This window comes from Acetobacter pasteurianus, from assembly GCF_009914215.2.
In the GTDB taxonomy this organism is placed as follows: Bacteria; Pseudomonadota; Alphaproteobacteria; order Acetobacterales; family Acetobacteraceae; genus Acetobacter; species Acetobacter pasteurianus.
Map to the genome: position 1 here is coordinate 2352996 of NZ_CP039846.2, position 20045 is coordinate 2373040.

The 20045-nt window shown below is 46.9% G+C and carries 17 protein-coding genes; 12 read left to right on the forward strand and 5 right to left on the reverse strand.

The features are described 5' to 3' along the window. Positions 1 to 2 precede the first annotated feature (2 nt). The 4 genes from yfdE to FCN51_RS24485 all read left to right on the forward strand — a co-directional run bounded on the left by yfdE (position 3) and on the right by FCN51_RS24485 (position 3099). On the forward strand, positions 3 to 1175 hold the full coding sequence (gene yfdE / locus FCN51_RS24470; RefSeq protein WP_160257094.1) for a CoA:oxalate CoA-transferase: 1173 nt from the start codon (positions 3 to 5) through the stop codon (positions 1173 to 1175). Continuing rightward, positions 1172 to 1888, forward strand: a complete 717-nt coding sequence (locus tag FCN51_RS24475; RefSeq protein ID WP_160257095.1) for a YoaK family protein — start codon at positions 1172 to 1174, stop codon at positions 1886 to 1888. Before yfdE ends, FCN51_RS24475 begins: the two co-directional genes overlap by 4 nt. Before the next feature lie 12 nt (positions 1889 to 1900). Next, a complete protein-coding gene (locus tag FCN51_RS24480; RefSeq protein WP_231869366.1) occupies positions 1901 to 2176 on the forward strand; it encodes a GNAT family N-acetyltransferase in 276 nt (91 codons plus the stop codon). 209 nt (positions 2177 to 2385) lie between these two features. Then, positions 2386 to 3099 carry an MgtC/SapB family protein gene (locus FCN51_RS24485; RefSeq protein ID WP_160257096.1) on the forward strand — a complete coding sequence of 238 codons (714 nt, stop codon included), beginning with the start codon at positions 2386 to 2388 and terminating at the stop codon, positions 3097 to 3099. Here FCN51_RS24485 and FCN51_RS24490 read toward each other — a convergent pair. After that, on the reverse strand, positions 3064 to 3633 hold the full coding sequence (locus FCN51_RS24490) for a phosphoglycerate mutase family protein (RefSeq protein WP_160257097.1): 570 nt from the start codon (positions 3631 to 3633) through the stop codon (positions 3064 to 3066). The two genes, FCN51_RS24485 and FCN51_RS24490, sit on opposite strands and share 36 nt — an antisense overlap. A 200-nt stretch (positions 3634 to 3833) precedes the next feature. On the opposite strand from FCN51_RS24490, the gene FCN51_RS24495 reads away from it, so the two are divergent. Beyond that, complete coding sequence (locus tag FCN51_RS24495) at positions 3834 to 4337, forward strand: YciE/YciF ferroxidase family protein (RefSeq protein ID WP_003626699.1); 504 nt, start codon at positions 3834 to 3836, stop codon at positions 4335 to 4337. A gap of 108 nt (positions 4338 to 4445) precedes the next feature. On the opposite strand, the gene FCN51_RS24500 is transcribed toward FCN51_RS24495, so the two are convergent. Beyond that, positions 4446 to 4910, reverse strand: a complete 465-nt coding sequence (locus FCN51_RS24500; protein ID WP_160257098.1) for a nuclear transport factor 2 family protein — start codon at positions 4908 to 4910, stop codon at positions 4446 to 4448. Positions 4911 to 5283: 373 nt separating this feature from the next. On the opposite strand from FCN51_RS24500, the gene FCN51_RS24505 reads away from it, so the two are divergent. Then, complete coding sequence (locus FCN51_RS24505; protein ID WP_160257099.1) at positions 5284 to 6354, forward strand: NAD(P)-dependent alcohol dehydrogenase; 1071 nt, start codon at positions 5284 to 5286, stop codon at positions 6352 to 6354. Between the two features lie 99 nt (positions 6355 to 6453). Here the strand turns inward: FCN51_RS24505 and FCN51_RS24510 are convergent, their stop codons facing one another. Next, positions 6454 to 8967 (reverse strand): TonB-dependent receptor plug domain-containing protein, encoded by a 2514-nt coding sequence (locus FCN51_RS24510; protein WP_038506015.1) that lies wholly within the window; start codon positions 8965 to 8967, stop codon positions 6454 to 6456. Positions 8968 to 9446: 479 nt separating this feature from the next. Continuing rightward, positions 9447 to 11687, reverse strand: a complete 2241-nt coding sequence (locus tag FCN51_RS24515) for a Hint domain-containing protein (RefSeq protein ID WP_160257191.1) — start codon at positions 11685 to 11687, stop codon at positions 9447 to 9449. Positions 11688 to 12314: 627 nt separating this feature from the next. On the opposite strand from FCN51_RS24515, the gene FCN51_RS24520 reads away from it, so the two are divergent. The 6 genes from FCN51_RS24520 to FCN51_RS24545 all read left to right on the forward strand — a co-directional run bounded on the left by FCN51_RS24520 (position 12315) and on the right by FCN51_RS24545 (position 18435). Further along, on the forward strand, positions 12315 to 13259 hold the full coding sequence (locus FCN51_RS24520) for a LysR family transcriptional regulator (protein WP_004449342.1): 945 nt from the start codon (positions 12315 to 12317) through the stop codon (positions 13257 to 13259). A 166-nt stretch (positions 13260 to 13425) separates the two neighbouring features. Further along, positions 13426 to 15048 carry an ABC-F family ATP-binding cassette domain-containing protein gene (locus FCN51_RS24525; RefSeq protein WP_160257100.1) on the forward strand — a complete coding sequence of 541 codons (1623 nt, stop codon included), beginning with the start codon at positions 13426 to 13428 and terminating at the stop codon, positions 15046 to 15048. A gap of 364 nt (positions 15049 to 15412) precedes the next feature. Next, positions 15413 to 15796: a hypothetical protein gene (locus FCN51_RS24530; RefSeq protein WP_003630760.1), complete on the forward strand. Its 384-nt coding sequence runs from the start codon at positions 15413 to 15415 to the stop codon at positions 15794 to 15796. A 181-nt stretch (positions 15797 to 15977) separates the two neighbouring features. After that, a complete protein-coding gene (locus FCN51_RS24535) occupies positions 15978 to 17111 on the forward strand; it encodes an acyl-CoA dehydrogenase family protein (RefSeq protein ID WP_160257101.1) in 1134 nt (377 codons plus the stop codon). After that, entirely contained in the window at positions 17108 to 17839 is a 732-nt protein-coding gene (locus tag FCN51_RS24540) for a PIG-L deacetylase family protein (protein ID WP_160257102.1), read from the forward strand. The genes FCN51_RS24535 and FCN51_RS24540 overlap by 4 nt, the downstream gene beginning before the upstream one ends. After that, on the forward strand, positions 17836 to 18435 hold the full coding sequence (locus FCN51_RS24545) for a class I SAM-dependent DNA methyltransferase (RefSeq protein WP_160257103.1): 600 nt from the start codon (positions 17836 to 17838) through the stop codon (positions 18433 to 18435). The genes FCN51_RS24540 and FCN51_RS24545 overlap by 4 nt, the downstream gene beginning before the upstream one ends. Here the strand turns inward: FCN51_RS24545 and FCN51_RS24550 are convergent. Continuing rightward, the gene (locus FCN51_RS24550) at positions 18338 to 19474 is read right to left on the reverse strand and encodes a glycosyltransferase (RefSeq protein ID WP_160257104.1); all 1137 of its coding nucleotides are present in this window, start codon (positions 19472 to 19474) and stop codon (positions 18338 to 18340) included. The two genes, FCN51_RS24545 and FCN51_RS24550, sit on opposite strands and share 98 nt — an antisense overlap. Between the last annotated feature and the right edge of the window lie 571 nt (positions 19475 to 20045).

Sequence of the window (20045 nt, forward strand, 5' to 3'; positions counted from 1 at the left end):
GCATGATGACTGAAACCACCGCAGCAAAAGCGAAGGGGCCCTTTGATGGGCTTCTCGTCATTGATCTTACGCATGTGCTGAATGGCCCATTCGGCACAACAATTCTCACAGATCTTGGTGCACGCACAATCAAGGTTGAGCCACCCGGTCATGGTGATGATACACGCACCTATGGTCCGTATGTTGGCGATCAGTCACTTTATTTTTCTTTTGTAAACCGGGGAAAGGAAAGCATTGTCCTCAATCTTAAAGATGAGGGTGATCGGGCTATTTTTCTGGAAATGGTTCGTAAAGCAGATGTGCTGGCAGAAAACTTCCGCCCCGGTGTGATGGATCGCCTTGGTTTTAATTACGAAGAACTGGCAAAGATCAATCCGCGGTTGATTTATGCATCTTCATCAGGGTTTGGGCAGACAGGGCCGCTTGCACACTATCCCGCCTACGATACCATTGTGCAGGCTATGAGTGGTGTCATGATGGCTACTGGCTTTCCTGATGGGCCGCCAACACGGGTAGGGGGCACATCGCTTTCTGATCTATGTGGCGGCGTTTTTATGTTCTGCGGCATTGCTAGCGCGCTTTATGCTCGTGAACGTACAGGGAAGGGGGCGCACATTGATGTTTCAATGTTTGATGGCACCCTCGCATTTTTGCAGCATGCGCTAATGTGTTGGTCAGCCACGGGTAAAGCCCCAGAGCGCATTGGCAATCGTCACCCCTACATGGCGCCTTTTGATGTGTTTCAGGCGCAGGACAAGCCTTTTGTGATCTGTTGCGGGAACGATCATCTCTTTAAGGCTTTATGTGACGTTATTGGTGCGCCAGAACTGGCAACAGACCCGCGTTTTGTCGAAAATCATGACAGAATGACCAATAATGATGCGCTAAAGGCAGCATTGGAAAAAGCGCTTTCCAAACAACCATCCGCATATTGGTTAGATGTTATCCATAAGGCTGGTGTGCCCGTTGGCCCATTGCTGGACATAGCAGAGGCAGCGGCTCTTCCGCAGACATCTGCGCGTAACATGCTGATTAAATCTGGTGGCGTGATGATGCCGGGTAATCCGGTAAAGATCAGCGGGTATGATGACCCGCATGAACGGCCCAGTGCACCCAAGTTGGATGAGCAAGGGGCTGCATTGCGTAAGGAATTTGCTGCACCAGAGACGAAATGACGCCTGATTTAACACAACCCACTACATTACCAGCACGCCCGGCAGCGCCGTTGTCGGTTTTGCTTCGGCGTGTGGTGGCATTAACCTTCGTTGTCGCCTTTGTAGAGGTGACGGTTTATATGGATGTCGGGAGAATATATCCCGGCATCATGACCGGAAATACCGTGCAGTTTGGGCGATCTGTTGCGTTATCTCAGTGGGAAAATGCAGCCCTTACCGGAACTGCAATCGGCTTATTTTTTTGTGGGTGTATGTGTGCCAGCCTGATACGGCGTTACATGAAATGGCCGTATTGGGAACTGTTGCTGATGGCAGCAGTTCTTGTTGTGGTCTCCTTTGCTCGTCTTTCACCTTCGCTACATCATGTCGTTGAGCTTCCATTAGTTGCGCTGGCATTGGGAATGCAGGGGGAAACACTGGCGCGCTTTGGTGGTGTTTCCCTACAAACACTGGTCGTGACTAATAATATGGTCAAGTTTTCAGATGCATTCATCGGACGCTATGTGGCAGTTTGGCTTGATCGCTCTCGTTTTGAAGCCAAGCGGCCAGCGCTTAAGGAGGTTGTTCTCCCCGGGGCTGCGTGGTTTTGCTATTTTGTTTCAGCAATGTTCGGGGCTGTTATTGAACACATCTCACGTTTTGGGCTTCTTCTACCTGTCATCGTTCTGCTCCTGACTGTCTATGACCTTCGCCATTCACGGTATGCCAATTAAGGGAAGATGCAGATGTGCAATCTTGTTGATAATACGGCGGAACACCGGTTTGAGATGATTCAAAATGGCCATAAAACTTTTATAGATTACGCAAAGAAAGGAAGTGTAATTGTGCTTCTTCATACAGAGGTTCCGTCTGCATTAAGAGGTCAGGGAGCTGGTAGTCGTTTAGCGCGTGCGGTTCTGGATGCTGTAAGAAGCAACAACATGAAGTTAAGCATTAAATGTGATTTCTTACTGCACTTTATTGCAAAACACCCGGAATATAAGAATCTTGTTTCTGTCTGAAAAATGTATAGATGATTTTTCATTTTAAAATGCAAAATACTTAATCACGATGGTAAAATATTCTCAATAACAGAGAACCTTGTAGACAGATTAAGCGTTGCTACAAAAATAGAATGCAATACTCTCATGATAGTGTCGTGATTTTTCCTAGGTAAATACATTTTATCTTTATAAGGAAATCTATTTTTCTGATAGGAGCCACGCCAGTAATGATGGTGACATTACACTGGAGTGACGTTGTTCTGAGGCTTGTGGTCACGCTAGCAGCCGGGATAGCGTTTGGGCTTAATCGTGATGAGCATGGGCGGCCTGCTGGTTTGCGTACGACCACGCTAGTGTGTCTTGCTGCATGTCTGTCTATGTTACAAGTGAACTGGTTGCTTGATACGACTGGTAAAAAATCCGGATCTTTTGTGACACTGGATTTGATGCGTCTGCCACTTGGCGTCCTTTCCGGGATGGGATTCATTGGTGGTGGCGCAATTTTGCGCCGGGAAAATATGGTTCTCGGCGTTACAACAGCTGCGACCCTGTGGATCGTCACAATAATTGGCTTATGCTTCGGTGGTGGTCAGATCATTCTTGGTGTTACGGGTACAGTGTTGGGGCTAGGTGTTTTGTGGGGCCTCAACTTTGTAGAGCGTAAATTGCGCGAGGATCATCGTGCGGCGCTTATTGTTGTCGCAGATACAAAAAATCCAGTAATTCAGGAACTCATCTCACGCTGTGCCGAGGTTTCTATTCAAATTTCTGGACAGTCCGTGGTCTATTCAGAGCAGGGGAAGATAATAGAACTACATTTTGATCTTCGGTGGCGTGGGCATCGTCATAATTTCTGGCCACCAGTTTTTCTTTCAGAACTGGCATCGCGTCCGGGTGTCATGACATTACAATGGAAGCCGAGCGGTTTCACTGGAATGTAGTTTTAATTTGCCATGATCAGTTATGTTATAAGATTTAAAACACCAAGGAACGGTTGGCTTGGAGCGATTAAGCTGCCAGATCATATTATAGCAATCAGAGGGCCAATACCGCAGAGTAGAAAATTCCTCAGGTAAAACAATTGCTTTCGCCAGTGCCGCAAGCCCTTGATGTTGCCAACAGACGAGAGAGGTGCCTTTCAGACGGCAAAGCGCCGCACCAAATTCTTTTTCTTCATGCAGTGCCCAAGTCATATCTATTGGGCAGTGCAATATTTCAGACAAAGGCAAAACAGTCTGTTCCGGTCGTCTGCTATGGCCACCGCCAGCACGGAACGCAGACGCAAAAATACGATCTGGTAATGGCAGTATTCCATTTCTGGAAACAAAAAGTTCAGCAAGTTGCTTTGCTTGTTGCCAGCCTTCCAAGCTTAATGAATAAGGATCCTCTCGCCCATTACTGTCGATTCCGGGTTCATGCTGAGATTCTTCGGGTTTTTTCGCATGCCTTATTAGAATAATATTTGATGAAATCATGGGAGATTCTACTTTCCTTTATGAGACCTAAAGTGCCTTGAGGACGTGCAAAACAAGAAAAGAGTTTCCTTTTTTATTGGATAAATTTTCTTTCAAGCGCTGCAACTTCATTCGAACCAGAAGGTTTGGCATAAGAACGACTGGCTATATCTTATAACTATGATGGTTAGAGATGTACTGGTCAAAAATGGAGAAGACCAATGGGCCTCTTTTTCAAACCAATAAAAACTCTTGATGATCTGTTTGTGCATACTCTTCAGGACATTTATTATGCTGAAAATCAGATTGTCAAAAACTTGCCCACCATGGTGGAAACTGCTTCTGACCCAGAGTTGAAAGCTGCTTTTCAGCTTCATCTGACAGAAACGGAAGAGCAGGTTCGTCGGCTGGAACAAGTGTTTCAGATGCACGATCAACCTGTTAAGGGCGTAACCTGTCAGGCCATGGATGGTATTATTGCTGAAGCAAAAGACATTATCAGTGACTGTGATGATGCTGAAGTGTGTGATGCGGCTATGCTTTCCGCTGCTCAAGCCATAGAGCATTATGAAATAACCCGTTATGGCAGCTTGATTTCTTATGCCATGCAGCTTGGCCGTTCTGACTGCGCGGCGATACTGAGGCAGACACTTGAAGAAGAGAAGTCTGCTGATAAAAAATTAACCCGTATTGCTGAAAAAAGTGTGAATGAACACGCTGTTTGATGCAGAAAAAATTTTCCGTTAGTTAAGTATTAAAGCTGCCTATCTGTTTAGTATCAGATAGGCAGTATTTACTTTGATAGAATTCTGAAAATTACTGTTTTATGTTGTTTAAAGTCCTAGGTCAGAAAGTCCCGGATGATCGTCCGGTCGGCGCCCTTGAGACCAATGGAACAACCGTTTTTCTGCTTCGATAGGCAAATCATTGATGGATGCAAACCGGCGGCGCATGAGCCCATCAGTGTCAAATTCCCATACTTCATTACCGTAAGAACGAAACCACTGTCCTGCATCGTTATGCCATTCATAAGCAAAGCGGACAGCCATGCGGTTATTGCGAAAACCCCAGAGCTCCTTAATAAGACGATACTCGTGCTCTGCGTTCCATTTGCGCTTCAGAAAATCCACAATTTCATCACGACCATGAATGAATTCCGTTCGGTTACGCCATTGGCTGTCTACAGTATAGGCCTGTGCCACCTGTTCAGGGTTTTGGGAGTTCCATGCATCTTCGGCTAGGCGGACTTTGCGTGTTGCGCTCTCGATATCAAAAGGCGGAAAGGGTGGTCGTGACATGGATATATTCCTGGTATGATTCAGTATTTAACGTTGCCATAGCGCGGTGCTTCCATTGCAACGTTACTGAAATGGCAAGGATCTCTCATGCCCAAACATGATCAGATCTATGAAAGTTGTTCTATCCGGTTTTTGGGCTGAGGGTATAGTCTGTATGTGGATAATTCGGAAACTTTTTGATTTTTGCATTATATTTTAATCAGTGAAAGCGGTTTTTTTTATTCTTGCACAATCTAGGGGGAGATGACGCTGAGCATGTGTTCGAAAAGAGCAACTCAGAGGTCAAGTTGATGTGCTTACATAAGGCGGGATGTTTCTGTTAGTTTTGGCTGGTTATCTGAAATATGTTTTCAGCCTTAATTAGGAACCTTTTATGTTTACTTGTGTCGGCTATGCTGCTTCCAGCGCCACAACTCCATTGGCTCCTTTCACTTTCCAGCGTCGTGATTGTGGACCTCTGGATGTGCAGATTGATATCACGCATTGCGGTATCTGCCATTCCGACATCCATACAGCCCGGAGCGAGTGGGGGCCTGCGTCTTACCCATGTGTGCCAGGGCATGAGATTGTCGGGCGTGTTGCTGCTGTGGGAGTGGATGTTACACGCTTTAAACCGGGTGAACTGGTGGGTGTAGGGTGCATGGTCAATTCGTGCCAGACATGTGGATCTTGCGAAGCCGGGTTAGAGCAATACTGCGATGCCGGGCCAACCTGGACTTATAATAGCCCAGACCCGGCTTTTCCTAAAACGGATGCCTATACGTTTGGTGGATATTCACGTGCAATCGTGGTGGATGAACGTTTTGTTTTGCGTGTGCCAGAAAACCTAGATGCGGCTGCCGCAGCACCTCTGCTTTGTGCGGGCATCACCACATGGTCTCCGCTATCACATTGGAAAGTGGGTGTAGGCCATAAGGTTGGTATTGTGGGGCTAGGTGGGCTTGGCCATATGGCGGTAAAGTTTGCTGTGGCACTGGGTGCGGAGGTAACGCTTTTCACCACCTCTGCAAGTAAGGTGGAAGATGGCAAACGCTTGGGGGCTCATCGCGTGGTGATTTCGCGTGATGCAGAGGCAATGGCAGCAGAAGCCAACCAGTTTGATTTCATTTTGGATGCCGTTTCAGCCGAGCATGACATTAATGCCTATCTCGCGCTGCTCAAGCAGGATGGACATATGGTTCTTGTTGGCCTGCCAGAAAAGCCGATGTCCATTGGTGCATTCAGCCTTGTGGCCAAGCGCAGAAGCCTTGCTGGTTCTGCTATTGGTGGTATTCAGGAAACGCAGGAAATGCTGGATTTCTGCGGTAAACACAACATTACAAGCGATATTGAAGTTGTACGTGCAGATCAGATTAACGAAGCTTATGAACGTGTTTTGCGTTCGGATGTAAAATATCGATTTGTTATTGATATGGCCTCTATGCCCGAAAGTGTTGAAGCCTAATACGGGCGTTTTACAACTTTGTGTTGCATGCTCTTGATATGGTTTTTCTACGGGACCGCGCTACTATGGTCCCGTAGATACGCCATTTCAGCGGTGTTTCTAAAACCTTACATCTGCTTTCAGGTAGTAAAAGCCACCATTGATGCCAAGTTGTGAGGTGCTCATGTAATACTGTGGCACGCCTAGGTAGCGGTTACTGTCTGGCACGCGTGAGGGCAGGGCGTTGAACAGGTTATTTGCCCCAAGCGTAAAGGAGAGTTGCGGCATAACCCGGTAGGTAATGTCCAGGTTGGTTACAAATTTGGGCGTGTTGTGGAATTGCGTAAAGGAATAAGCGCTTACGCTGGAACTATTGGTTGCCCCTGTATAGTCAGTGAGTTCCGAGGTGGTTTGTCCCCAGCGTATTTCATGCACGCCTACAGTCCATTTGCCATCGCTGCTGGTAAAGCGGCCACCCCAGATCATTTTGCTACGTGGGTAAGCTGTTGTGATGTAGGCAATGCTTTGGGCGGTAAGCAGGGGTGTACCATCTGCCGCAGCGCTCTGGTGCGTTAGGCGTGTACGGTTCAGGTTAATGCCAACATCCCAGTCAATGCGGCCTATTGTGGGGCTCAATTCAGTTGGATACGTGGCGGTAATATCCAACCCCTGCGTGCGCGTACTGGCAACGTTTGCAAACCAGTGTGTGGAAAGTGAGCTGCCCCATGTGGCGGCATCACTCGGAAGTGTAAATCCGTTCATCTGCAAGGCAGAAAGGGCATCCGTGCCATATACGTTACCGCCCGGCAGGATCTGGTCGCGCAGGTTTATCTGGTAAACATCTGCGGTGATATGGAGCCGTTTAACGGGCTCAAGTACAATACCGCCCGAAACATTGGTGGAGCGTTCTGGTTTAAGCGCATTTGCGCCATTTGCACGTGCGCCGGGTGAATTGGCTGCAATAATGCCGCGAGCCGCCGTGGGGGAAACAGCAACGGCGCTATAATATTCTTGCGCCAATGTGGGGGCATGAAAGCCGTTTGATATTGTTGCGCGCAGGCCAAGCCACGGTAGCGGGTCATACCGCAGCGCGGCCTTGCCTGTTTCAGTATCACCTACATCCGTATAGTGTTCGTAACGGCCTGCCAGATCGAGTTGCACATTTTTGGCAAGATGGGTGGCAACATCAATATAACCCCCAACAACATCTCGACTATAATTGCCAGCATTGGCGGCAACCGTACCCTGCAATGCATCTGAGCCGCTGCTATAGGTGGAATCAGCCGAACCTGTGCCAATGCTATAACTTTCGTAGCGGTAGGAGGCGCCCCCAGCTACGTTGATGGCATATGGCCAGCCCGGAATATGAAAAGCTTTGCTGAGATCGAACGTATTGCTCCATTGCTCATTATTATAGCCCTGAGCATCAAACTTTGTAGGTGTACGCCCGGTTGCGGTTGAAAGAGCAAGGTTGGCTGAATTGGCAATGCCAATCTGATCGTAATCACGTCCGTAAACGGATGAGAGATCCCAATGCCAGTTATCAATTTCACCACGTAGGCCTGCGGTAACTTCCCAGTCGTTTTCATCCATTGTCATGACGGGGGAATAGCCATTTGGGTAAATGGCAGCGTAGGCCGGATAGTTATCTAAAGAACTGGCCGTGCGGTAGTTCTGGAAGGATTCAGCGTGCCGGTGTGCATAGGTGGCTACAGCATAAGCTTCCAGATTATCCAGAATATGATACCCAGCTTTTACAGCCACAGTTTCGCGCGTTTGTTCTGGCTGGCCCAGAAGTTTGTTAATTTTCGTGTTCGTGCGCAGGTCGGGGGCACTGCGATATGTGTGATCTTCATGCACATAGTCGCCACTTACATGAATGTAACCGCGGTCTGTCAGTTTCGCACCGCCATCCATGTAGATGCCTTGTTCAAATCCGTCTTTTGAGGCCGTGATGCCTGTAAGGGACTGCGCATGAAAACCATGATCCTGCTTTTTGAGGATGATGTTTACAACACCGGCTACCGCGTCTGATCCGTACTGGGCGGATGCGCCATCCCGCAGAATTTCAACATGATCAATAGCAGCAAGCGGGATCATATCCACATCAACCGGAGTGCTTCCCTGTTGGGGGCCGGGATCTGCATAAATATTGGCTGTAGTGTGCCGACGTTTGCCATCTACAAGTACCAGCGTTTCATTTGGGCTTAGCCCACGCAAACTGAAAGCCGATGTAAGGGCGCCTGCATCATACCCGCTGGTTGGCATGGTTAAAGAAGGGGCAAGCTGGGTTAATGCTTCCCGTAGGGAGGGCATGCCTGTCTCGGAAAGCTGACGTGCCGTGATGATATCTACAGGCGAAATACTGTCTCGCGCTTTTTTACCAATTTCACGTGTGCCAGTCACAATAACAGCTTCGGTGCCCCCAGTAGCGGGCTGTGCCGCAACAGAATGTGGATCGGACACCGTTAATTGCCGTGCGCGGGAGGTTGCTGGGGCTTTTTTCCCTGTAGTCTGGTGCTGTTTGGGTAAGGAGCTGCTTGCGTTCTGGGCATGAACGGGTTCAGCCAGCAAGCACAATACGGAAGTTGTTCCCAAAAAGAGAGGGCGTGTGATGTTAGCCGGGCGAGCCATAATCGAACGAGATGAACGCACAATAAGCTCCTAAAAAACGCATAGAATTCCTAAAAATACGATCACCTAAGTGAATTAATGTTTTCAACATATTTTTTGTATTATATGGATGGAGCCAAGGATTTGTTGTGTATTTGCAACATCTGGCAAAACCAACCTATGCAGATAAAAACCGTGAGTTTGGGCTATGGTTGCACACGCTTGCGAGCAAATTATGATGCATTTATGGGCAGGACGCAGTCTGAACAGTTTTGTCAGGCAGTATGCCGAAGCAGGGTAGAGCCCTTATAGGTGGTGCATTGGTATTCAAAGGGGCTACAGTTCAGCAGGATATTGCTGTTTGAAGGGTAAGCCATTTAGCTATATTGTAATGTGTTATGATAAAATAAAATCGGATTTGTTTTTATATATTTATTGTTAATGCAAGCAAAGAGATCTCTCTCTTATATTTTTATATATAAGAGAGAGATACTTTTCTTTTAAGCAGAACGTGCTTCTGTTTCTGCAGTTTCCTGATCATCAACCAGATAAGGGCCGGCTGCACGAATGGTCATGGAAAGAATGCCCATTTTGCCATTAAGCAGGTCCTCACCTAGCGGTAGCACAGCATTACCATTGGTCCATGCGCAATCGGTCCAGTCTGTAGCGTGCCAGCCTGTGGGCTTTTCGGTCTGAAGATGTGCCGTGATGTTGTGCTGCTGCTTGGCAGAAAGCAGATGGATCTCTGCAATAGCAACACCCATATGGCGGCGATCATCAACAAATGGCCCAATCACATCAGCCGGACGGCTGGCGCGTGAGACGATGCGAACAGACTGTGTGCCAGCAGGCAACATGAAGCTGTATTGCTGGCCATTATGGCGCATTGGGCGAATAACAGCGCCTGTCTGCGTTAGCAACTGCAGGTCAGGATCATGAGTCTGTGTCAGCGTGAGAGCAGGCACTTCATGGCTGATAATGCTGTTTTCCCGGCATTCCAGTTTGCGGAAAAGCGCTTCCACAAATACACGATCAACGCACAGAGGGGCGGCTGCATCTTCTTCCCATGAGCGGGGCTTGCCCCCAAGGCTGACAACAGAGCCTTCCTGGCGGAAGGAGCGGCGGTTACCAGTATCCAGATAGCTTTCCGTTAGCATGCCATCAGCGCGAATAACGGAGTGTTGTTCTGTTTCCACGTGGAAGTAATCGTAAGACGTGATGGATTTATCGTAGAAGATGGAAACACCATTCACGAGCATACGTGCAGGCACAAACTTACCTTCAAAGAACAGGCAATGCTCTGGCGTAATCAGCATGTCCTTGTAAGGTACACCATCTGCAATGGCATCCTTGAGAATACGCACAGGGTATCCTGCTTCATCATCTGGCAGGCCAGCGTGCACTGTTGCATGGGTTTTTCCAACCCAGACCACTGGATGAGAAGTGTCCTTGTTGTTTTGCCAGTCAAACGCAACAACCTGATCACCAATCTGGAGGTTTTCAACCGCCACATCGCCTTCTGGTGTGCGGATCATGCTACCGGAGAGGAAGCAGACTTCATAACTCAGCCAACCATCAGAGCCGTCGGCCAGAGTGAAGCCATAATTGCTTACGCCAACAATGTTCAACGTGATGTCGTTGCCATTGCTCAGGGTTAGCTTAACCTGATCTGCGCTAGGGTAGGTGACAGATGAAACATCTGCGGCTTTTACCCCGGCCAGCTCAATGCTATCCGAATTGCTTGCAGAAGCACCATTGAATCCGCTGATGACGGTGTTGAGCGTACCACCAGATGCCAGGCCAGAGATCACCAGCCCAGTGTTGGTATCACCCTGTAGGTCTATAGAACCGCCAGCATTGTTCCAGATAGTTGCAGAACCACCATCTTCAATAGTGACGGTGCCAGAAATGGTTGCGCCGCTGGCAGCACTGATCTGCCCGCCGTTAGAAACGGTGGTGGTGCCCAGAATGCTGTTGGCATCCGCATAAACATTACCGCCGCTATTAACAGTCGTGCCTGTGGCTGTGCCGCCGGAGTTAATTTCTACAACACCGCTATTATTAACGGTTGTATTGGCAGCAGAACCAGAAACAGCCAGCCCACCATTGCTGGAGACGATTGTGCCGGAAGCAACGCCACCACTGTTTACGGCCAGAGAAGCATTGGTTTCTATTGTAACATTGTTTGCGGATGCTCCAGCACTCACAACTGCCAAGCCGTTGTTAGCGACGGTAGCTGAGTTAAGAGTAGCACTTGCATCAACATAGGCAGAGCCACCATTGATAGTGCCGCCTGTAGCCGTGCCGCCGGAGGTGATTTCTATAACACCGCCGCCATTAACGGTTGTGTTAGAAGCCGAGCCGTAAACAGCAACGCCACCACCGCTGGAAACGACTGTACCAGTAGCAACACCACCACTATGAATGGCAAGTTTATTGCCAGATTGCAAAACGGCATTTGAAAGCTTTGCCCCAGATTGCACGATAATAGTCGCGCTGCCTGCTTTGGGGCTTTCGTTTGTGTCTGATACGCCGCTTTCTAAAACAAGGGTGCCACCGCTAGAACCCCACGTAAAATACGGAGGGGAGTTGTAGGCGCTAATTGTGCCACCATTAAGCGTAACGCCGCTTTCCTTGGCTCCTGCTGAAAATGTTGCTGTCGCACCGGCATTAATGGTGGTGGTACCGTTCAAGGTGCCGCCACTGCTGACAACCAAGCTGTTTCCAGATTGCAAAACCACGCCAGAAAGAGTGCCGCCCGAATCAACGATAATTGAGGCATTTCCTGCAAGAGGAGTTTCAGCACGATCAATAGCGCCACTTTTTAATTCCAGGATCCCCCCCCCAGAACCCCAGGCAAAAGTTAACCCACCAGAGGTACTGTTATATGAAATAATAGAGCCGCCATTCAGAACGGCGCCCCCGCTAAGAACGCCCCCTTGGTTTACGGTAACGGTGGCTCCACTATCGATAGTGTTTGTGCCAGTCCATGTGCCACCAGATTTAATAATGACAGAGGAAAAAGTAGCTCCATAGTATGAATTACTTGGACCTGAAGGGATGGTGCTTGCCCCACCAACATATCCATCAATCGACAATACGCCGCTTGTAACGCCCGTCATTCGGTTGTTTCCTTAAAGATTATTTAAACAAATGTCTGTTGTGAGGCGAAGCTTCCATCTGCAAAATCAATAAGGACAGCTGATGGTTAAACCCTCTACCATGATGAACGTAGAGGGTTTGCTAACGGACAGAAATTGAAAAAAAGTTGGCGTCCATCAACTGTTTAGTTTTTTCAAAATGGCATCTTAAAATAAAATTGCATTTCTGGTATGCAGGGTTTTGGACTCTTTAAGGGATAAGCTGGAATGATGAAGGTGGCTAAACTGCCAGACCTCCGCATACATATGAAATTACGACATTTTCGGCTTGTAGAAATGTTAGTTGCAACCAAAAGTATCAGGCTTGCAGCAGAACGCCTTAATATTACACCCGCAGCTGTTTCAAAATCTTGTCTGGAATTAGAAAATATTCTTGGCATGAAGTTGTTTGTCAGAAACAAGGGTGGTCTTATTCCAGATCCTATTTGTGAACGTTTTATAATCGCGGGGAGAAGAATTGATTCTGAACTTAAAAATCTGACCGCAGATATAATGCTGTATGAAGAAAGTTTTCATGGGAATGTAAAAATTGGCTTTCAGGCAACGTTGCTGCAGGATCCAATTGTAAGAAGTGTTGCCAAAATTAAAAAGACCCATCCCGGCCTGAATCTGACGCTTGAATATGCATCGCGCCAGCAGCTTTTAACTGGATTGGCGGCAAATCACTATGATTTTGTTTTTGTAAATCTTGCCGATATACCAGTTAACAAACGGTTTGGTATCCAGCAACTGGGTACGGAACAATATGTTGTTGCCACAACAAAAGAAACTTTTTCAATCCCTGATGTTCTTGAAAGGTGGGATGAATTTTCTGCCGGAATATGGGTTATTCCGATATCCGGAATGGCGATGAGAGATCGGTTTGATAGTGTTTTGGCGGCAAGGGGGCTTTCTCTTCCATCTCGGCGTATTGAAATCAACTCTGTTGTAGGGGGCGAAAGAATGGTGGCGCTTGCTGATGCATTTACCCTTTTGCCTTTAACAATGCTTAGGGATCTTGGGCGCGATATTATTGATCCTGAAACAAAATTACGATTTTTGCCTGAAATGCAGCTAGAAGTAGGAATGGTCTATTTGCAGGATACGCAGCTCAGTGCCGCGGCGCAGTACGCCAGTGATTTTATAGTGAATAAAATTACAAGAACAATTTAAGAAAATATATCTTCATTGCGCGCTGCTGTTCTTGATTTTGGAAACAGATTGCGCACGAGCGTACATGTGCCCTCTGTAAAATTGGGCTTTCCTATTTACGCTTAGCAAGGCTTACGCAATAAGGGGCCTCCGGTTTTGCTTGTTCCCTTTAGGTATCTGAGGCCCCATGATCCGTCTTGACACTATCAGCAAATATAATGGCCATCGGGTCATTTTTGTCGATGCCTCAGCTGCGCTTCAAAAAGGTGAGAAAATCGGGCTTGTTGGGCCAAATGGAGCGGGTAAGACAACACTGTTCCGCCTGATTACAGGCCAGGAAGAGCCTGATGAAGGAAATGTTCTGATTGATCGTGGCATTACTATTGGCTTCTTCAATCAGGATGTAGGGGAAATGGCTGGCCGCAGTGCCGTGGCGGAGGTCATGAATGGGGCAGGCCCCGTTGCCGAGGTTGGGGCTGAGTTGGCCGAACTGGAAGCAGCTCTGGCAGATCCAGAACGTTTGGATGAACTCGACACCATTCTGGAACGATTTGGCGAAGTGCAAGGGCGTTTTGAGGAATTGGGCGGCTATGCCTTGGATGGCCGTGCGCGCGAAGTTTTGCACGGCTTGGGCTTTAGTCAGGAAATGATGGACGGTGATGTTGGCCGTTTGTCTGGCGGGTGGAAAATGCGCGTAGCACTTGCGCGCATTCTGTTAATGAAACCAGACGTTATGCTGCTGGATGAGCCAAGCAACCATCTTGATCTGGAAAGTCTGATCTGGCTGGAGCAATTTCTGGCGGGTTATGATGGTGCTTTGTTGATGACATCGCATGACCGTGCCTTCATGAACCGGGTTATCAATAAGGTAATTGAAATTGATGGCGGTGTGCTGTCCAGTTTTTCGGGTGATTACGAGTTTTATGAACAGCAGCGCGCTATAAACGAAAAGCAGCAGCAGGCCCAGTTTGAACGCCAACAGGCTATGCTGGCCAAGGAAGTGGCTTTTATTGAGCGTTTCAAGGCGCGCGCTTCTCATGCAGCGCAAGTGCAGAGCCGTGTTAAGAAGCTGGATAAAATTGACCGTGTTGAGCCACCAAAGCGCCGCCAGACACTTTCCTTCACTTTTCCTCCTGCGCCACGTTCGGGGGATGCCGTGGTTAATCTGTGCGGTGTAGATAAAGCCTATGGCAGCCGGGTGATTTACAAAAACCTTGATCTGTTGATCCGCCGGCAAGAACGTTGCTGTGTGCTGGGTATCAACGGGGCGGGGAAATCAACTTTGTTGAAGCTTGTTACCGGAAGTACAGAACCGGATGCGGGCACGGTTACTCTCGGTGGTAGTGTTAAAATGGGCTATTTTGCACAACATGCCATGGATCTGTTGGATGGTGAGCGCACTATTTTTGAAACGTTGAACGATGCTTTCCCGCTTGCATCTCAAGGATCACTCCGGTCATTGGCAGGCAGTTTTGGCTTTTCTGGCGATGATATAGATAAACTATGCCGCGTGCTTTCAGGGGGAGAAAAGGCTCGTTTGGTTCTGGCATTGATGTTGTTCGATCCACCAAACTTTCTGGTGCTTGATGAACCAACCAACCACCTTGATATCGCAACAAAGGAAATGTTGATTACAGCTTTGGCTGATTATGAGGGCACAATGCTTTTTGTTTCTCATGATCGTCACTTTCTCGCCGCTCTTTCTAACCGCGTTCTGGAACTTACCCCAGAAGGGCTTCACCGCTATGATGGTGGATATACGGAATACGTTGCGCGAACCGGGCGAGAAGCTCCGGGCTTACATGAGTGATGCCTTATTTAAACTGAACGTGGGTTTATCGTAGTCTAATTCGGTCCATATCTTTTTGTAGAATAAAATCATGCGCTCATTATGGTTTCTGCAAAAAGAGTGGACCGCTGTGCTGCCTCTAGCTTGATAAGACTGGATAGACAGTTTAACAGGTTGTCCATGTTTTTTAGAATATTATGAATATTCATTGTATTAAGTGAATCAAAATATAAGAAAAACATTCATTTTATTTTATTATCGTATCGGTTTTCTTATAAAATATTTGTAACCATCTTTCTTTTTCGAAACTTCACATACGCCGAGAGGTTTTCTGTCTGGCGGCTAGATTAAAAGACCGTCTCATCTCAAAAAAAGGAAGAGCACAATGGTCAATCAAGGCGGCAGCCATGAACAGCACGTAAAAGCTGGTGAGCAGAGCCACAAAAACACAGGTAGCTCGCATACTGATAAAAATGCGGGTGAACATAGCTCCGGCACGCGGGGCGGAACACACGAACAACACGTTAAAGCGGGTGAGCAGAGCCATAAAAACGCTGGCACATCGCACGATGAAAGAAGCCAGAGTGAACAAGGCTCTAGCACGCGGGGTGGCACACATGAACAGCATGTGAAAGCTGGTGAGCAGAGCCACAAAAACACAGGCTCATCGCACGATGAGAGAAGCGGGGGCGAACATAGCTCTGGCACGCGTGGTGGCACACATGAGCAACATGTTAAAGCCGGCCAGCAGAGTCATAAAAACTCCTGACTTCGTGCCAAATACTGGAGGCATCAGCAAGATTGCTGGTGCCTTCAGGCACGGGGTATTTAGTTTTAGGTCATAATCTCTTTCAATATAAAGTGACCATATTGCATTCATTCCGCGTGGATCTGCATTTCTACATCATGCGTTATCCGTAGAGATTTTTGCGGAATTGGAATGTGTAAGAATGCTGGTTTTGGGCACAGAACGCGTTGAGAATGATCTTTTTACTTTTCAAATGGATCTGAAAAATCTGTTTGATAGGTGGAAATCTGTTTCTCCCATGCTTGCAGAAAATATTTTTCCAATAGATATTTTGAACTCTTTACGTGAAATTGGTGCGTTAGATGCGCTTTTGTCACATGAAGAAAGAGGCCTCAATCTCTGTCGATCATTAGAAGGTGGGCTTGCACTTTTAAATCTTCTACGGCGAACAGGGTATTTGAATCTCTCGTTAGGGCGGTGTCTGGAAGGGCATGTTAATGTTGTCCGGTTGGTAGAACTTTATGGCACGTTAGAACAACGGCATATACTTGCTCAGCAACTACGAAGCGGAATACTGGCTGGTATATGGGTTACGGATGGCGTTCCTCCCGTTACAATAAAGCAGGAAAACACGCAGTATAGACTTGCTGGTATCAAAGGCTTTGCCAGTGGCATTATGCAGGTGGAGCTTGCTCTTATAACAGCAACAACACAACAAGGGCATTCCATAATGGTTCTTGCCCCTACGGTTGAGGCCAACCGTAGGCGATCTGGCCCCGGAAAGTTGATGGGGATGCAAGCCAGCGGCACGGGCGCTTACGATTTTACAGATATTGTTATCTCTTCAGATAATATTATTGGCTCAGCCGGAGACTATTTACGGCAACCAGAGTTTTCTGCAGGGGCTTGGCGCGGGTCAGCCGTTACCCTTGGGGCAATGGACCGATTGATTGACCTGTTGCGGCAGGAACTTCTGGATCGGGGGCGAGCACACAATCCACACCAGTTATATCGGCTTGGAGAGGCTCTGATTTTACAGAAAACGGCGAGTATGTGGGTTACGGAAGCTGCCAAAGCTGCCTATACCCCCGGCATGCAATCAGAGGATGTGGTTGCAACTGTTAATCTCGCACGCATTGCTGTTGAACGTGCAGCTTTAGAGTTAATCACGCTTGTTCAAAGAAGTTTGGGGTTATCGGCTTTTGTAAAAGGTAAAGCAGTAGAGCAGGTCATGAGGGATTTGATGACCTATCTGCGACAGCCCGCTCCAGATGAGACTTTGACAGAAGCTGCAGCATGGTTTGCAAACCATGATTGGCCAGGAGAAAATGCATGAAAGTTCAGCAGATCATAGAGCATTTTTCTACTCTTCCGATGGCTTCTTTTAATACAATTGCACCGGGAACATCACTTATTTTGGCCCCTCATTCTGATGATGAAAGTTTGGGATGTGCCGGTTTGATAGCAACGGCAGTGCAGCATGATCGGCCGCCGGTGGTGGTGATTGTTTCGGATGGCTCCGCGTCTCATCCGGCTTCTCATGCATGGCCACCTGAGCGTCTTGCCTTGTGCCGTCAGGAGGAAAGTCGAAACGCAGCGGCTGTGCTCGGTCTCGCTGTTGATAGATTGTTGTTTCTAGGCTTGCGTGATTCAGCAGTTCCAAGTGCAGGTATTGTTTTTGAAAACGTGGTGCAAAAGTTACGTTTGCTTGTGCACCAGTATAATTTCCAGAATATTTTTGTACCGTGGCGCCATGATCCTCATTGTGATCATGTGGCTGTATGGAGCATGGGGCAAAGACTAAAAGCTTTACAGCCAGAATTAAGAATATTGTCTTACCCTGTCTGGGGTCTTACGCTTCCCCCTGAAAAGAATATTGAAGAGGCATTACCAACTGGGTGGCGCTTGGACATTAAATGTTTTCTAAGCCACAAACGCAATGCCATTTTGGAATATAGAAGCCAGATGGGGTTGGTTGTAGAAGATGATCCCAATGGTTTTGTATTGCCGGAATATTTATTAGAAAAAATGCTCCAGCCTTACGAAATTTTTATGACATCATGAGTAATGAAACATGGAAACCGGATGTTTTTGAAAACCTCTTTCAAAATAGCCCTGATCCATGGAATTTTGAAAGCAGTTCTTACGAGCAGCAGAAACTCATAAGGGTGTTGCAGTGCCTTCCTGCACGTCCGATTTCCTTTGCAGTAGAATTAGGGTGTGCAATCGGTGTGGGCACTTTGGCGCTTGCACAATACTGTCAGCATATCGTGGGTATAGATGCTTCAGAAACAGCTCTTGCTGTAGCTAAAACCCGGTGCGCTCAGCAACAGCATATCAGATTCATCCAGGCTTTTTTGCCCGAGGCTTATCCGGATTTAGACGTGTCTGGGTGTGATTTGGTTCTTGTTTCTGAAGTTCTTTATTTTCTTAGTCCAGTAGATATTCAGCGTCTTGCTGCGCATGTAACCAAAAGTCTGAAATCAGAAGGTAGTATTCTCATTGTAAACTGGACCGGCTCCACAAATACTCCATGCACAGGGGATGAGGCAGCAGACTGCTTTATTCAGGCCTGCCAAGAGCGGCATTGGCATCCGGAGCATAACGAGCGCGGAGAGGGATATCGCATTGATCGACTGGCCCACTTTGCCAATTCTTAGCAAGGCAATGTTTTGTGTGGCGCAGAAAGTTGAGCACGCGCTGGGCGCGTTTATAATGTTTGGGTAGATCTTCCCGAAGAATACGGGAAGGTAAAAGTCCAGCATGTATTTTGCTTATGGGAGCCAATGGGTTAGTGCGTTGGTAAGTGAGTTCCCGGCGAATGCGTAATAATCGTCTTGATACTGTTTCAAAAGCATCATCAATATATTTGTCTTGCGCAATAATCCTGCGGGCTAGAGTTTCTGCCATACCTCCGCGTGCACGGCCTAAAAGACGAGCAGAAACATAAACGACAACTTCCGGTGCGTGGCGTACGCGAATATTATTTTGTCTTAACGCTTCATAAAACTGCCGATCTTCTCCAGAATGTACATTCGGAAATCCTCCGACTTGCTCCCATGCCTGACGAGTAACTGCAATGCTTGCTCCTGAATGTTCTATATGCCGGGGCCATGGATCATGCGGTTGTGGGCAAAGAAGTAAGGTAATCTGCTCCAAAAGAGCACCATAATCCTGTTCTGCCTTTTCATCTTCATGGAGCTTTGGAGGAATTTTGGCATATTCAGATGGTAAAAGCCGAGCTTGCCCAAAAACAGCTTCAACTGGGTACTGCGCGAAAGCTTCAAGAGTGCGATATATCCAATCTGTAGCAACCTCACCGTCAGCATCAGTTGTAAATAATAGGGCATCCTTGTGCGCATGCTTGGCTGCGTGTGCCATTGCTTCTCTTCTTGCAGTGCCTGCGCTTGCTATGTCAGGGGCATAGGTAGTTTGTATAATCTCCAGCGTAAACGGAAGGGTGTTGTGTAAAGATAATGCCCGTTCATAGGTTTGATCTGTGGTATTATTGATCCACAAAACAACCTTGTCTGGCAGAGTGAGAGATTGCGCTGCGAGAGCGAGCAAGCAGGGGATAATATGATTTTCCTCATTGCAAGCTGGAATGACCACAATTCTCTGTTTTTTCCAAAAGACATTTTGCCTGTAAGCAACATAGGGAATACATAAGGTCCGATTATCAGGATCTTCTGAAGACATAATGATACGCCTCGTCAAAGAAGATAAGGTGACTTCTTAAGACGTATCAGAACCTTAAAAGTTCAATTTAATATTTTATGACAATGTATGATGAAAGGGTATGATTCAGTTTGAAAAATATCTGTCGTAAGCATGGTAGGAATTGTGAGAGTTTATCGTTTGCTAGTGCATGTATGCTGCTGTGTTTTATTTTAAATTAACAAACATATTGGTTATTGGAAGTTATCAAGAGGTTGATGTTGGATATTGTAAATATTATTGTAGATGCGATGAAAATATGAAAATCATAATTATCTAAAAATATTAAGATATATAACATTATTTACTTTATTTCTCGTGAGGGTTTCATAGGAAAATTTGACATATATGTCTATTCTGAGTGCATCGGCGTAGGTGATAGATTTTCTGTATATGTAATTAAATAAAATGCAATATACGTTATTTAATGAAAACAATAATTATTTATCCATCCGTATACAATTAAATACAAAATATAATTTTCAAAATTATTGTATAAATAAATAAAAAATAAAATATATTATTTAATTTATATCGGGTTTAAATAAATACA